The 15,408-nt window shown below is 60.4% G+C and carries 8 protein-coding genes; 3 read left to right on the top strand and 5 right to left on the bottom strand.

The window, feature by feature from the left end; translation table 11 throughout:
- Positions 1 to 132 precede the first annotated feature (132 nt).
- Complete coding sequence (locus GH657_RS18360; RefSeq protein WP_174769857.1) at positions 133 to 5,217, top strand: calcium-binding protein; 5,085 nt, start codon at positions 133 to 135, stop codon at positions 5,215 to 5,217.
- A 126-nt stretch (positions 5,218 to 5,343) separates the two neighbouring features.
- Here GH657_RS18360 and rsmA read toward each other — a convergent pair whose 3' ends face one another.
- The 4 genes from rsmA to GH657_RS03390 all read right to left on the bottom strand — a co-directional run bounded on the left by rsmA (position 5,344) and on the right by GH657_RS03390 (position 11,125).
- Positions 5,344 to 6,213: a 16S rRNA (adenine(1518)-N(6)/adenine(1519)-N(6))-dimethyltransferase RsmA gene (gene rsmA / locus GH657_RS03405; RefSeq protein WP_153099387.1), complete on the bottom strand. Its 870-nt coding sequence runs from the start codon at positions 6,211 to 6,213 to the stop codon at positions 5,344 to 5,346.
- A 37-nt stretch (positions 6,214 to 6,250) separates the two neighbouring features.
- Positions 6,251 to 7,267: a 4-hydroxythreonine-4-phosphate dehydrogenase PdxA gene (gene pdxA, locus GH657_RS03400; RefSeq protein ID WP_153101614.1), complete on the bottom strand. Its 1,017-nt coding sequence runs from the start codon at positions 7,265 to 7,267 to the stop codon at positions 6,251 to 6,253.
- A gap of 8 nt (positions 7,268 to 7,275) precedes the next feature.
- Positions 7,276 to 8,682, bottom strand: coding sequence for a peptidylprolyl isomerase (locus GH657_RS03395; RefSeq protein WP_425495725.1), 1,407 nt, complete (start codon positions 8,680 to 8,682; stop codon positions 7,276 to 7,278).
- A gap of 88 nt (positions 8,683 to 8,770) precedes the next feature.
- Positions 8,771 to 11,125, bottom strand: a complete 2,355-nt coding sequence (locus tag GH657_RS03390) for an LPS-assembly protein LptD (RefSeq protein WP_153099385.1) — start codon at positions 11,123 to 11,125, stop codon at positions 8,771 to 8,773.
- A 242-nt stretch (positions 11,126 to 11,367) separates the two neighbouring features.
- Between GH657_RS03390 and GH657_RS03385 the strand changes: the two genes are divergently transcribed.
- Positions 11,368 to 12,417 (top strand): aminoglycoside phosphotransferase family protein, encoded by a 1,050-nt coding sequence (locus GH657_RS03385; protein WP_153099383.1) that lies wholly within the window; start codon positions 11,368 to 11,370, stop codon positions 12,415 to 12,417.
- 3 nt (positions 12,418 to 12,420) lie between these two features.
- Positions 12,421 to 13,203, top strand: a complete 783-nt coding sequence (gene murU / locus GH657_RS03380; RefSeq protein WP_153099381.1) for an N-acetylmuramate alpha-1-phosphate uridylyltransferase MurU — start codon at positions 12,421 to 12,423, stop codon at positions 13,201 to 13,203.
- Here murU and GH657_RS03375 read toward each other — a convergent pair.
- On the bottom strand, positions 13,171 to 15,096 hold the full coding sequence (locus GH657_RS03375) for an ABCB family ABC transporter ATP-binding protein/permease (protein ID WP_153099379.1): 1,926 nt from the start codon (positions 15,094 to 15,096) through the stop codon (positions 13,171 to 13,173). The genes murU and GH657_RS03375 overlap by 33 nt on opposite strands.
- Positions 15,097 to 15,408 lie beyond the last annotated feature (312 nt).

Raw genomic sequence — 15,408 nt, 5'->3', positions numbered from 1 at the left:
GACGCCTGGACATTAAACACCCCATTTTCCGTGCTCCCTGAAAAAGCACGAGAAAAACTATGGCAGGACATATTAAAGTCAGACGGCAGCATTTCAGGCGACAGGGACGCTACCATAGCCCTATTGGAGTCGATGGAAATTGCGGCCGGCAATGCCATTCTGGCTCTCGATACCGGCAAACTGGCGGCCATTAGTTCATGGACCGACCGGATGAGCTCCCCGAATGTATTGCGCAAGGTAAGCGAAACCGGCGCATTACTTGCTCGTGAAGAAATCCGCAAAATGGGTTTGCTGAAAAAACTCGAAATGCTCATCCGGCGCGTACAGGATTCGCTCGATGTCCAACTGTTTTTAAAAGACCTGATATCCGCCTACGCCGTCATCGACCCCCTAATCCTCGATCTCGACGGCGACGGCGTCCACACCACCGGCGTGGACCACTCCGAAGCCCACTTCGATTTCGCCGGCGAAGGCAGCCGCACCCACACCGGCTGGATCAGCACCGGCGACGGCTTGCTCGTCCTCGACCGCAACCATAACGGCCTGATCGACACCGGCGCCGAACTCTTCAGCAATTTCACGCAACTCGCCAATGGCACGCTCGCCGCGAACGGCTTTGAAGCGCTGCGCGAGTTCGATTTCAACAAAGACGGCATCATCGACCACAACGATTCAGTCTGGTCCTCCCTGCGTATCTGGCGCGACGGCAACCGCGACGGCGCAACCCAGGATGGCGAACTGCTCACCCTCACGCAGCTCGGCATCGTCGAAATCCGTTTAAGCCGGGGCAGCACGGTCCGTACGCTGGAAAACGGCAACATCGTGCGCGGCACAGGCAGCTTCGTACACGTTGTGAATGGCATCAAAACCGAACACGAAATGCTCGAAGTCTGGTTCGGCCAGGACAAGGCGCACCAGAAGTTCGACACCCCCATTCCACTACGCGAGGACGTACAGGAACTGCCCAATATCCAGGGCGTAGGCAACGTGCGCGACCTGCGGCAGGCCGCCAGCATGGACACGAAGGAAGGCGCGGCGCTTCGCACGCTTCTCGCGCAGCTCGCTGCCGCCACCACACCTACCCAGCTCCTCGCACTCATCGAGCCCCTGCTCAATGCATGGGTTGCCACCTCGGGCATGGAGACGACACAGGCACGGGTCACACAAGGCCGGCGCACGCTCTCCGGCTGCGACATCGGCGCGCAGTGGCTGGGCCGGCTGGCGGTGCTGGAGAAGTTAAGCGGCACGATGCTGGAGGCGAACCAGAACGAGGTGCTGATATTCACCAGCACCCGCTTCGGGTATATCACCCGGGCCTGGGAGACGCTGACGCATTCGGTCTACAACGCCGCCGCCTCGCAAACGACATGGAAGCCCTGTCTGGACGCGATCCGCTACACGCTGGACACCAGCGGCAAGATCAGCGCGGATTTCAGCGCGATGGTGACGCTGCTAAAGAACGCGGAAAGCCGGATCGGTGCTGTCGAGGTGACACGGCTCATGACGGAGCTCACGCGGCAATACGGCGCGGGCTGGCACACGGCGGGGTTCGACATGACTTCGGTGCTGCGTGACTACGTCATGACGCATGAGTCGGGGGCACTGCGTGAGGCGCTGACGGCGATGGATGTGTTCTACGGCAGTGGCAGGCTGGAAGGGGGGCGCGGCGCGGACATTCTGCTGGCGCGGGACGAGGCTAGCGAACTCCTGGGTGGCGTGGGCGATGATGTCCTGAGAGGCGGCCGCGGCAACGATACGCTGCGCGGCGGCGATGGAAGTGACTCGTACTGGTTCGGCCGGCACTCGGGCAACGATACGGTTAGCGAAGAGTACGACGTCTACGGCGATTACACCGACGTGGTGCGCTTCGATGCGGATGTCAGACCAGAAGACGTGAGCGTCAGACGTGATGGCCGTAGTGATGACCTGCTCATCACGATCAGGGGCTCGGACAGCGTGCTGCGTATCCGCGACCAGCTCCGGCAACACGAACAGAAATTCTTCGCCGCCATCGAGCAGTTCAATTTCGCCGACGGCACGACATGGAGCAAGGAGGACGTCGCGCTCATGACGCTCAAAGGCACGCCGGGCGACGACCTCATCCAGGGCTTCAACGGCGACGACCTCATGGATGGCGGCGCAGGCAACGACACACTCTACGGTGGTGATGGCAACGACACCTATCTCTTCGGCAGACGCTCCGGCAACGACACCATCGCGGAGAGCAGTGACTTCCAGGACAAATACACAGACGTTGTGCGTTTCGATGCGGATATCAAGCCCGAAGACGTAACCGTCAAACGCGATGGCCGCAGCGACGACCTGCTCATCACGATCATGGGTTCGGAAAACGTGCTCCGTATCCGCGACCAGCTCCGGCAACACGAACAGAAATTCTTCGCCGCCATCGAGCAGTTCAAGTTTGCCAACGGCACGACATGGAGCAAGGAGGACGTCGCGCTCATGACGCTCAAGGGCACGCCGGGCGACGACCTCATCCAGGGCTTCAACGGCGACGACCTCATGGATGGCGGTGCAGGCAACGACACACTTTATGGTGGTGATGGCAACGACACCTATCTCTTCGGCAGACGCTCTGGCAACGACACCATCGCAGAGAGCAGCGACTTCCAGGACAAATACACAGACGTTGTGCGTTTCGATGCGGATATCAAGCCCGAAGACGTAACCGTCAGACGCGATGGCCGTAGTGATGACCTGCTCATCACGATCAGGGGCTCGGAAAACGTGCTCCGTATCCGCGACCAGCTCCGGCAACACGAACAGAAATTCTTCGCCGCCATCGAGCAGTTCAAGTTTGCCAACGGCACGACATGGAGCAAGGAGGACGTCGCGCTCATGACGCTCAAGGGCACGCCGGGCGACGACCTCATCCAGGGCTTCAACGGCGACGACCTCATGGATGGCGGTGCAGGCAACGACACACTTTATGGTGGTGATGGCAACGACACCTATCTCTTCGGCAGACGCTCTGGCAACGACACCATCGCAGAGAGCAGCGACTTCCAGGACAAATACACAGACGTCGTGCGTTTCGATGCGGATATCAAACCCGAAGACGTAACCGTCAAACGCGATGGCCGCAGCGACGACCTGCTCATCACGATCAGGGGCTCGGAAAATGTGCTGCGTATCCGCGACCAGCTCCGGCAACACGAACAGAGATTCTTCGCCGCTATCGAGCAGTTCAAGTTTGCCAACGGCACGACATGGAGCAAGGAGGATGTCGCGCTCATGACCCTCAAAGGCACGCCAGGCGACGACATCATCCAGGGCTTCAACGGCGACGACCTCATGGATGGCGGTGCAGGCAACGACACGCTTTATGGTGGTGATGGCAACGACACCTACCGCTTCGGCAAACACTCCGGCAACGACACCATCGCGGAGAGCAGCGACTTCCAGGGCCAATACACAGACGTTGTGCGTTTCGATGCGGATATCAAACCTGAAGACATAGCCGTCAGACGCGATGGTCGTAGTGATGATCTGCTCATCACCATCAGGGGCTCGGATGGCGTGCTGCGTATCCGTGACCAGCTCCGGCAACACGAACAGAAGTTCTTCGCCGCCATCGAGCAGTTCAAGTTCGCCAACGGCACGACATGGAGCAAGGAAGATGTCGCGCTCATGACGCTCAAAGGCTCGCCAGGCGACGACCTCATTCAGGGCTTTAACGGCGATGACCTCATGGATGGCGGTGCAGGTAACGACACGCTTTACGGCGGCGATGGCAATGACACCTATCTCTTCGGCAGACGCTCCGGCAACGACACCATCGCGGAGAGCAGTGACTTCCAGGACAAATACACAGACGTCGTGCGTTTCGACGCAGATATCAAACCCGAAGACATAACCGTCAGACGCGATGGCCGTAGCGACGACCTGCTCATCACGATCAGGGGTTCGGACAGCGTGCTGCGTATCCGCGACCAGTTCCGGCAACACGAACAGAAATTCTTCGCCGCCATCGAGCAGTTCAAGTTCGCCAACGGCACGACATGGAGCAAGGAAGACGTCGCGCTCATGACGCTCAAAGGCACGCCAGGCGACGACATCATCCAGGGCTTCAACGGCGACGACCTCATGGATGGCGGTGCAGGCAACGACACGCTTTACGGCGGCGATGGCAATGACACCTATCTCTTCGGCAGACGCTCCGGCAACGACACCATCGCGGAGAGCAGTGACTTCCAGGACAAATACACAGACGTCGTGCGCTTCGATACGGAGATCAAACCCGAAGACATAACCGTCAAACGCGATGGCCGCAGCGACGACCTGCTCATCACGATCAGGGGCTCGGACAGCGTGCTGCGTATCCGCGACCAGTTCCGGCAACACGAACAGAAATTCTTCGCCGCCATCGAGCAGTTCAAGTTCGCCAACGGCACGACATGGAGCAAGGAAGACGTCGCGCTCATGACGCTCAAAGGCACGCCAGGCGACGACCTCATTCAGGGCTTCAACGGTGACGATCTCATGGATGGCGGCGCAGGCAATGACACGCTCTACGGTGGTGACGGCAGCGACACCTACCGCTTCGGCAAACACTCGGGCCACAACAGGATCATCGAAGGCTACGACTTCAGCAAGCGCTACATCGACGTGGTGAAATTCGATGACGATATTCGTCCCGAAGACGTCATCCTGAGCCGCGAGGAATACAACAGCGAGAACGTGCTCATCACCCTCAAAGGTGCGCACAACGAGCTAAAACTCGTCGACCAGCTGGCAAAATCCGGCAGCGAATACGTCAAGGGCGTCGAGGCGCTGAGATTCGCCGACGGCACCGTCTGGGACAAGGAGACCATCGCGCAACGCGCCAGCCGGGCTCCGCGCGCGCAGAGCCTGATGAGCATGCCCGGCGAGAACCGGCATCTGTCTGACCCGGTGGGTTACTGGCTAGACAAGGCCTACGCGGCAGGGCTCAAGCGCGCAGGTGAAGAAGAGTTTGGCGCGCTGCCCTCGCAGAACTGGAAACCGCTCCAGGCCGAAGCACGCACGCCGCTGCAACAGTCCGCGTTGCAACCCCTGCAATCCCTATCCGCAGCCACGTTAGAGATCGACCGCCAGGCCGAGATGATGTACCAGGGCCTGCTGGCGGCCTATGGCAAATCTCCGGCCATCACCACATGGGAGCCGCGGCGCGAATCCGCTTCCTTCGCACCGCCGCTGATTGCAACGGATTGTTGAAATACTGCCCGCCCCCAGCCACGCACCAACAAATCAGCCAACGCCTGGGGGCTTCGTCATGGCAAAAGCAAACGGAAAAAGCAGCACATTCGCCAAGCCACTCATCTCCTGGCGTTTCGCTCCGCCCTAATCCGCATCATCGACAACCGTCCCCGCCACCACCGGCAGCGGTACACCCGATGCCATCACCTGCTGCGCCACGCGCACATATTCATCCACCGGCACGTCTTCGGCACGCCGCGCCAGGTCGAAACCGAGCGCCGCAAAATCCACCGTCTCACGAAACGCCGCCAGCGTATTGCGCAGCATCTTGCGCCGCTGCGAAAACGCCGCGCTCACCACCGCGCCCAGCGTCGCCACATCGACGGATGGCCTTTCGCCTGCGGCGTAGGGGATCATTCGCACAATCGCTGAATGGACCTTCGGCGGCGGCTGGAAAGCCTCCGGTGGCACGTCGAGCAGCTTGTCGATCACATAACGATGCTGCAGCATCACCGACAGCCGGCTAAAAGCCTTGGTGCCGGGTTCAGCCACCATGCGCTCTACCACTTCGTTTTGCAGCATGAAATGCTGATCAATCACCTTCGGCGCGAACGTTGTCAGATGAAACAGCAGCGGGCTTGAAATGTTGTACGGCAAGTTGCCAACAATGCGCAGCGTCGGCTGTTCGCCAGGCAGCGCCAGTGCACCGAAATCGAACGCGAGCGCATCGCCCGCATGCAATTCGAGCAACACGCCGAACTTCTGCTTGAGCCGTCCCAGCAGGTCACGGTCCAGTTCAACGGCATGCAGCGGTGCTTGCGGTGTCGATAGCCGTTCGATAAGCGGTGCGGTGAGTGCGCCAAGCCCAGGACCGATTTCAACCATGCGTTCGCCGCGTTGCGGACGAATCACGTCAACGATCGAATCAATCACGCTTTCATCGACAAGAAAATTCTGTCCGAAACGCTTGCGCGCAAAGTGGCCCTGATGCTGCCGGCTAGAGTTGTGGTTCATTGAAAAGGCTTTATCAGGTTTGTTGCGGGTTTTCGGTTCATTGCCCGACAGCGGACGGCTGACGGCGATGCATGGCCATCGTGACGGCCGTATCAATCGCGGCAATCAGGCTGCCCGGATCTGCGGTGCCGGTGCCGGCCAGATCGAGTGCCGTGCCGTGATCGACAGAGGTGCGGATGAGCGGCAGCCCTAGCGTGATGTTGATGCCAGCGCCAAACGTGGCGTACTTCAGCACGGGCAAGCCTTGATCGTGGTACATCGCCAGCACGCAATCCGCCTCGTCGAGGTGGCGCGGCTGAAACAGCGTATCGGCGGGATACGGCCCGCGTGCGTCAATACCTGACGCACGGACACGGTTCAGCGCAGGCGTAATCACCGTGATTTCTTCGCGGCCTAGATAACCGTTTTCGCCGGCATGGGGATTGAGTCCGGTCACCAGAATGCGCGGCGAGGGCAAGCCAAAAAAACGCGATAAATCATGATGAATGATGCCCAGGGTTGCAACGAGGCTATCGACAGTCAGCGCGGCGGGAACGTCTTTGAGCGCCAGATGCGTGGTCGCCAGCGCTACGCGCAGCGGGTGCTGGCCCGTGCCCGTCAGCATCATCACGACGCGTGACGTATGGGTACGCTGCGCCAGATATTCGGTGTGGCCGGTAAAGGGCACACCGGCCTCGTTGATCGTGCTTTTTTGCAGCGGCGCAGTGACGATCGCGTCATAAGCCTGAGCCAGCGCGCCATCGATCGCCTCATCCAGTAACGCCAGCACATAGCGGCCATTCGCCGGATTCAGTTGCCCAGGCTCAGACGGCGCGCCCAGCGGGCGATGTGCAATCTGTACCTGTTGGGATGGCAGTGCGGCCCAGTCCAGGCCGACTCTTTGAGCCCGTTGATGCAGCAACGCCGTGTCGCCTAGTACCGTGAATCGCGCCTGCGGCCAACGCGTTGCGGCACCCGCCAGTGCTTGCGCCGTCAGTTCCGGCCCCACGCCCGCAGGTTCGCCTGTGGTCAGCGCTATATGCACCAGGCCGGAGGCTAACGCTGCGGGCGGCATGACGGACACTAACGCGCTGCCGCGTCGCTTAATGCGCCTGGCTTGATATCCACGTAGGCGGTATCGCGCAGTTCACGCAACCAGTCGGAATAAGCCTGCTCGGCCTTGCGCTGACCAATGGCCTGGCGCGCCATATCCATCTGTTGCGCCACTGAGCCTTCCGATTCGCGCCGCGCCAGCACTTCGATCAGGTGATAGCCGTACTCGCTGCGCACGGGGTTGCTGATCTGGCCGTCTTGCAGGCTGTTCATCGCGCGTTCGAACTCGGGCACGGTTTCGCCGGGGCTGACCCAGCCCAGGTCACCGCCTTGCGAAGCCGAGCCATCCTGCGAATACGTCCGCGCGAACTTGCCGAAATCGCCCCCTGCTTCGATCTGCTTGCGAATATCCAGCAGCTTTTGCCGCGCGGCTGGCTCGGACATGCCTTCGCCGACACGCAGCAAAATATGACGTACATGTGTTTGCATGAGCTTCGGCGCGTTACCTGGCGTCAAACCCTTGCCCGCACGGCGGTCCACCAGACGCACGATTTCAAAACCATCGCTGGTACGGATCAGTTGCGGATTGACCTGCCCTGGACGCAACGTGCTCGCGGCCTTGACGAAATCGGCCGGCAGTTGCGAGACCGGCAGAAAACCCAGATCGCCACCCTTCGCGGCATCGCTGGCTTGCGAGCTGGCTTTCGCCAGCTTCCCGAAAGAAGTACCACTGCTAGCTTGTTGCAGCAGCGCCTCGGCCTTTTGCTGAGCCGCTTCGATATCGGTTTGCGATGCGTCCAGCGGCGCTTTCACCAGAATGTGCTCGAGGCGTAAATCGCTGGTCAGACCGGCATTCGGACCGCGCTGGCTGGCGATGTAATTCGCCACTTCGGCGTCCGACACCGTGATTTTGCTGTCCACCTCTTTCTCGCGCAGACGTGAGAGCAGCATCTCGGTTTTGGCGTCACCCACGAAGGTCTCCCACGGCACCCCACGCGCTTCGATCTGCGCACGGTAAGCATCGAGCGACAGGTGATTGGCCTCGGCCAGCCGTCCGAGCGTTTTCTGGAGCATATCGTTGTCGATGACAATGCCGTCTTCACGCGCTCGTTGCAGCTGAATACGCTCCAGTACCATCTGGCTCAATACCTGCTGGCTCAACTGGTCCATGGGAGGCAACGGCGCATTTTGCTGGTTGAGCCGCTGGGCGATCAGTCTCACCCGCTCGTTGAGCTCACGCTGGGTGATCACGCCGTTATTGACCACCGCGGCAATGGTGTCCACCATCCGGCCCGCATTGTTGCTCGCGCTCAGCGCCTGGGCCCGGGCGGGTGACGCCAGCAGGAAGGATGCCGTTACGGCAAAAGAGACCGCCAGGGCAGCCAGACTCAATGACTTGCCGGGCTTGATGAGCTTGAAGGGTTTGATGATCGTCACAGACACTCCGATAAGAAGAGATAGGCGCGAGACACGACGAAACGCGCGCCGTCCGTCTTTTTGCACTGGATGAATGACTTCATGTCCATCATTCGTAATTAGTGAAACGCGCCTCGGGCGGCGGTGGCGGTGGCAAGGGTGCATACCCCGGCACGCTGGCCCGGAATGCATTCATGAGCCCGTTATCGACGCTCGACAAGCCCTTGAACGTCAGTTGAGCCAGAATACGCGTGCTGGAAACCGGGGCGCCCAAGGTATTTACCCCGTTGGCAAAGCGTTGCAGCCCGACCCCCAGCGCCCAGCAATCGGCATCGTATTGCAAACCGATCAAACTATCGACAACGCGCCTGCTGCGCACATCGTAATTGAGACGCCCTACGCCATACACCCGGCGCATGAACGGCCACTGCCCTGACATCACGATCTGGTTGATCGGCTGGTAATCGAGCGTGGTGTTGGCACGGGTATAGCGATATGAAACATTGATCACCTTGCTCGCCGCCGGACTAAAGCCGAAACCCACGCTGGTTTTGACAAACTGGTTGTTGTCGGCGTTGTACTGAAACGCGGTTTCGGATGCAAAACCCGCGCCGAGCTTGATGGATGCGCCCGCGATCAAATCCGAATGCTTCGCCTGGCTGGTGGATTGCCCCGGCAGCAGCGTGACGCGCTGGCCCTCAAAGTAATACTGCTGCGCCAGCACAAAGCGTGCGCGCTCATCGCCCGTCGCCGGGTTGATAAAGCGCGTGGTGATGGCGGCGGTCAGACGGTTGGCGTCAGCAATACGATCGTTGCCGACAAAGGTATTCGGCTGGAAAATTTCCGCCATGCCGAAATCGGATTCGCCGGTGTCGAACAGCGGCGCGAACGCCTGGTTCCGATAAGGCGTGTACACGTAGTACAGCCGGGGCTCAAGAGTCTGAATGAAACTCTGGCCGAAGAGCCGCACCGAACGGTCGAAAATCAGCCCGGTATCAAATGACAGCGTCGGGATCGATTCGGTGAAATTTTTCGGCTGGCCAAGCGGCGCTGTCGATGCAATATGGTTCAGGTTGTACGACGCCAGGTGCCATTGCACTTTCGGCGTGACAAAGTAACCGGGGCCCACCACCGAATAAGACAGATACGGGTTGAAGAGTACCCGGTCGCCTTCGGTGGTATCCGCCGTGGTAATCCGGAACCGCGAATAATCGGCTTCCACGCCAAAATCAAAACCGTGGACGTTGTACTTCGTGTACTTGACGTTTAATTGCGGCTCGCGGCCATAGGGCGCCACGGATGGGCTGAGCGTTTGCCAGTTCTGCTCGCGCGCCAGCACCGACCACGGACCATTGTTGTACGTCAGCCCAACTTCTTGCTGATACAGCAGCTGGGTGCCATTCAGAAACTGGTTCACCGAGGACGACAGGTCTTCCGGATACGTATTGTCCGAAACCTTGTTGTAGTAGATGTAGCCACCAAAACCGCCGCCGAAATTCTGGCTGTGCTGAATATAAAGTGCATACCGGTTGGTATGGGTGATGCGGTCATTCGGCAAAAACTCGCCAGTGATCGAGCCCGCGTAGGTCGGCGACAGATAGCGAAACGACGCCTGCACCTGCACGCCGCGTTTTGTCATCAGGCGTGGCGTCAGGGTCAGGTCGCGGTTGGGTGCGATATTGAAGTAGTACGGCGCGGAGATTTCGAAACCATTGTTCGAACTCATTGACGCGATGGGCGGCAAAATTCCGCTACGGCGCTCCCCTGACAGCGGAAACGACATCCAGGGGCTGGCAAACACGGGCACGCCCTGAAAGAACAGCACCCCATTGCGGGCGGTACCTTCATCTGCGCCGGTATCGAACACAAACTCGCTGCCCTTGATATACCAGGCCGGGTTCACGGCGCACTGGCACCCAGTGTACGTGCCCTGGGTGAACCTCGAGCGCTCGTTGTCGAGCAGATCGACGCGCTCCGCGCTGCCCGAGCCGCCCGTCACATTGAAGCGGTACTTCGGCGCGATCATGTAGCCTTCGTTCGATTCGACCTTCAGATGCGCTTCGGGGCCAGCAAACGTATTGCCGTTGTTGATGACATGCACCTGGCCGTAAGCATCGGCCATATCCGTGTCCTGATCGTAGTGCAGCGCATCACCCTTGATGACCACGGTGTTGCGCCGTACTTCAGCGGCTTCGCGCACTGCCATGTCCTGATCGGTAGTGGCGGTCACCAGCTTGCCCAGCAGGAAAACGGGAGGTTGCTGGCCCGGCGCCAGCGGATGCTCTTCAAGCTGGGGGGCCAGCCGCAAGCCCCATGGCACATCGAGCCGCTGTGGCTGCGCTGCCGCGCCTGACAGCTGAGCCTGCACGAGGCCCGGCACGGCGATCAATGCCGCAGCCAGCTGCCGTTTGCGCGGCATGCGTTCGCAACAGGGAATCTTTTTGGAAAACTGTCTGGGCGGCATGTAGTCGGGTTTGGCAAAGCAGCCCCGCCGGGGTAGTCAAAGCGTGGCAGCCGCGGTGGCATGCATACGCATATCAAAATAACGCCCGGACGCTAAGGCAAGCAGTAAGGCTTAAGCGATGAAGCAAGCAACAAGGCTGGCAGGCAGACGGAATGCGGAAAGCTGGCGCGAATCGCCTCAAAAAAGTCGTGGGGTATTATATGGCAAGACGTTGTTCCTTCTGATTTTGCCCCCCGGTTTTCATGACCCCCATCAGCGCTTCGCCCTCCCCTGACACCCGTCTCGAACAACTCCGCGCGTGGCTTTTACCCCTCGCCGGCTCATACGGCCTCAATCTTGCCTCGCTCGCTCCGGCATCGGCCGATGCCAGTTTTCGCCGCTACTTTCGCCTCGACGCGCATCACGATATGCCTCACGGCCACTTATCGACGCTGATCGCCGTCGATGCCCCGCCGCCTGAAAAATGCCGTGAATTCGCCGCCATCGCCGGCCTGCTGCAAACGGCTGGCGTGCATGTCCCGCAGGTACTGCAAGCCGACTATGAACGCGGTTTCATGCTCGTCACCGATCTGGGCACCACCTCTTATCTGAGTGTGCTGAACGCCGATAACGCCCGTTCGCTGCTGCGCGATGCGCTCGATGCGCTGATCCGCTGGCAGCTCGCCACGCGCGAAGACGTCCTGCCCCCGTTCGACGCAAGCTTCATGCGCCGCGAAATGGAGCTGATGCCTGAATGGTTCATCGGCCGTCATCTGGGCCGCGAAGTCGATGACGCCACGCGCAGGCTGCTCGACCAAACCTTCGCGCTGCTGATCGCCAGCGCCCGCGCCCAGCCTCAGGTGTTCATGCTGCGTGATTTCATGCCGCGCAACCTGATGCAAGCCACGCCCAATCCAGGAGTGCTCGACTTCCAGGATGCCGTTTATGGGCCCATCACCTATGACGTCGTGTCCCTGCTGCGCGACGCCTTCATCAGTTGGGATGAAGCCTTCGAGCTCGACTGCTTCGCCTATTACTGGGAACACGCCAAAAAAGCGGGGCTGCCAGTCGATGCAGATTTTGGCGAGTTCTACCGCCAGCTCGAATGGATGGGTTTGCAACGGCATATCAAGGTGCTGGGGCTCTTTTGCCGAATCCATCACCGCGACGGCAAACCGCAGTACGTACAGGATTTGCCGCGCATCATCGGCTACGCGCGCAAGGTGGCGCAACGCTACCGGCCGCTTGCGCCGCTAGCCCACTTGCTTGATGAACTGGAAGGCCAGACCGCCGACGTCGGCTATACCTTCTAGATCATGGCCACGCCCACGCGCCTCACCAAAGCGATGATCTTCGCCGCTGGACGCGGCGAGCGGATGCGTCCGCTGACCGACGCCACGCCCAAGCCACTGCTCGAAGCGGGCGGCAAACCGTTGATCGTCTGGCAAATCGAGCGGCTCGCGCAAGCAGGCATGCGAACCATCGTGATCAATCACGCGTGGCTCGGCCAACAGATCGAAGCGGCCCTGGGCGATGGCTCGCGCTGGCAGGTTGAGTTGCGCTACTCCCCCGAACCTGCTCCGCTGGAGACAGCTGGCGGCATCGCCAAGGCGCTGCCGCTACTCGAAGACGCCGGTGCACCCGAGATTTTTCTGGCGGTCAGCGGGGACGTTTACGCCGATTTCGACTATGCCCGGCTCAACGCACAGCGCGCCGCGCTCGCTGCGTCAAGCGACCCCGGCATGCATCTGGTCCTGGTGCCCAACCCGCCGTTTCATGCGGCAGGGGATTTCGCCCTGGTTGATGGACAGGTATCGCTCAACGCGATGCCGCGTCTGACATTCGCCAATATCGGGCTGTACGACACGCGCATGTTTCGTACGTTGACGCCTGGCACGCGCTGCGCGCTCACGCCGTTTTACCGCGAGGCCATCGCTGCCGGGCACGTCAGCGGCGAGCGTTACGACGGGCTTTGGGCAAACGTGGGCACGCCTGCGCAGCTTCAGGCGCTCGACCAGCATCTGCTGGCCCATGCGCCCAAGCCTCTTGCCCACCCCGTTCATCCGTCATTGGTCCGCGACGTCCGCGGCGCTCAATGACGACGAAGCGCTGAGCCCACTGGCCGTGGTATCCGCGCCGCTTTGCGCGGCACGCTGCTGCAACGCCCACATCTGCGCAAATGGACCGCCCGCGCGCAATAACTCGGCGTGCGTCCCCCGCTCGACGATGCGCCCCTTGTCCATCACGAGAATCTGCTGCGCGTGCACCACCGTCGAAAGACGATGCGCGATGATCAGTGTGGTGCGCTCCCGCGCGATCTGATCCAGCTCATGCTGGATCGCGCGCTCGGAGCGTGAATCAAGCGCCGAAGTCGCTTCGTCGAAAATCAGGATCGGGGGATTTTTCAGCACGGTGCGGGCAATCGCCACGCGTTGCTTTTCACCGCCGGACAGCTTGAGCCCGCGCTCGCCCACCGGCGTGTCGTAGCCATCGGGCAGCCCTTCGATGAACTCGTGGATATGCGCCGCCCGCGCCGCGGCCAGCACTTCCTCACGGCTCGCGGACGGACGGCCATAGGCAATGTTGTAGTAAATCGTGTCATTGAACAGCACCGTGTCCTGCGGCACGATGCCAATCGCCGCGCGCAGCGAATCCTGAGCGACATCGCGGATGTCCTGCCCGTCTATCGTGATCGCACCGCCGTCAGGACGTTCGAGATCGTAGAAGCGAAACATCAGCCGCGCCAGCGTCGATTTGCCTGAGCCGCTGTGGCCCACCACCGCCGTGGTCGTACCCGCTGCGATGGTGAAGCTTACGTCATGCAGGATCGTGCGTGCAGGCTCATAAGCAAACTTCACATGCTCGAAGCGCACCTCCGCGCCCCGCACCACCAGCGCCGGGGCCGCTGCGGCATCCGGCACTTCGCGCGTCACATCGAGCAGCGTGAACATACGGTCCATGTCTGTCAGGCTTTGTTTGAGTTCGCGGTACACCGCGCCGAGAAAATTCAGCGGAATGTACAACTGCAACATGAACGTGTTGATCAGGACAAAATCGCCCAACGTCAGATGACCGCTCATCACCCCTTGCGTGGCGCGCCACAGGATAAACACGAGCCCCGTGCCGATGATGGCCTGCTGGCCAAAGTTCAGCACCGACAGCGAGTTTTGCGACTTGATGGCCGCGCTGCGATAGCGTTTGAGGTTTTCGTCGTAGCGCTCGGTTTCCCAGGCTTCGTTGCCGAAGTATTTAACGGTTTCGTAGTTCAGCAGCGAATCGATTGCACGGGAGTTGGCGCGCGAATCGAGATCGTTCATCGTCCGGCGAAAATGCGTGCGCCATTCGGTGACCTTGATCGTGAACGTGATGTAGACCACCAACGCGATAAACGTGACGATCGCGTAATAAGCCTCGTACTTGATGACGAAAAACCCCAGCACGAGGCCTACTTCAACCAGCGTCGGCAAGATGCTGTAGAGCGAATATGAAATCAGTTGCGTGATGCCGCGCGAGCCGCGTTCGATATCGCGCGACATACCGCCCGTTTGCCGCTCAAGATGAAAACGTAACGACAGTGCATGAAGATGCTGAAACACTTTCAGCGCCAGTTGGCGCACGGCGCTTTCGGTGACTTTCGCAAACAGGACTTCGCGCAACTCGGTAAACAGCGAGGTAGAAAGCCGCACCAGCGCATACGCCACCACCAGCATGCCCACGCCGCCCAGCAACACAATGGCGGGCGCGTTCTCGGCGCGTCCCAGGGCGCTCAATTGTTGCACCGAGGCCAAGCTATCGACGATCCGCTTCATCACGATCGGCACGCCAAGATTGGCTACCTTCGCCCCGATCAGGCAACTGAGCGCCAGCACGACGCGCCATTTATAGGTGGCGAGATAAGGCAGCAGCGACAGGATGGTCTGCCAGTCGCTGCGCCTGGCAGAGCGTGCGGCTGAAGACGGGGACGGCGAGGAAGAAGCAGAAGTGCTGCGCATAAGGCCCGGCTGAAGAAAAACGAAATGACGTGGAGGATGAACGCGTGACCCCGGACAGGGCCCGGAAAACGCGAGGGTTCCGCGCCCGAGGCCCCCCGATTGTGCGCTGCGCGTGCAACCGCGGTGGCGCTTTCCCGTACAATTCCCGAGCGCTGTATTGTCGCAGAAGGCGCCTCTAGCTGCTCTCGCTGGCTTTATCCGATGCCGCCATGCCGAGGCTCGCAGGACATCGTTCATTTCGGGTAAGCGCCTCCTCTCCTGCTCTGGTGGTATTCCATCGGTATTCCATCTCATTCATCTGTTTTTTGACGA

This window comes from Paraburkholderia hayleyella (assembly GCF_009455685.1).
In the GTDB taxonomy this organism is placed as follows: Bacteria; Pseudomonadota; Gammaproteobacteria; order Burkholderiales; family Burkholderiaceae; genus Paraburkholderia; species Paraburkholderia hayleyella.
The sequence above is the reverse complement of the archived record's forward strand: the minus strand, read 5'-3'. Positions and strand labels throughout refer to the sequence as shown.

Excerpts from the sequence above, each read along its gene's own strand:
- GH657_RS18360 (WP_174769857.1), top strand. The coding sequence starts at position 133 with ATGGAAATTGCGGCCGGCAATGCCATTCTGGCTCTCGATACCGGCAAA.
- rsmA (WP_153099387.1), bottom strand. The coding sequence starts at position 6,213 with ATGAACCACAACTCTAGCCGGCAGCATCAGGGCCACTTTGCGCGCAAG.
- pdxA (WP_153101614.1), bottom strand. The coding sequence starts at position 7,267 with ATGCCGCCCGCAGCGTTAGCCTCCGGCCTGGTGCATATAGCGCTGACC.
- GH657_RS03390 (WP_153099385.1), bottom strand. The coding sequence starts at position 11,125 with ATGCCGCCCAGACAGTTTTCCAAAAAGATTCCCTGTTGCGAACGCATG.
- GH657_RS03385 (WP_153099383.1), top strand. The coding sequence starts at position 11,368 with ATGACCCCCATCAGCGCTTCGCCCTCCCCTGACACCCGTCTCGAACAA.
- murU (WP_153099381.1), top strand. The coding sequence starts at position 12,421 with ATGGCCACGCCCACGCGCCTCACCAAAGCGATGATCTTCGCCGCTGGA.
- GH657_RS03375 (WP_153099379.1), bottom strand. The coding sequence starts at position 15,096 with ATGCGCAGCACTTCTGCTTCTTCCTCGCCGTCCCCGTCTTCAGCCGCA.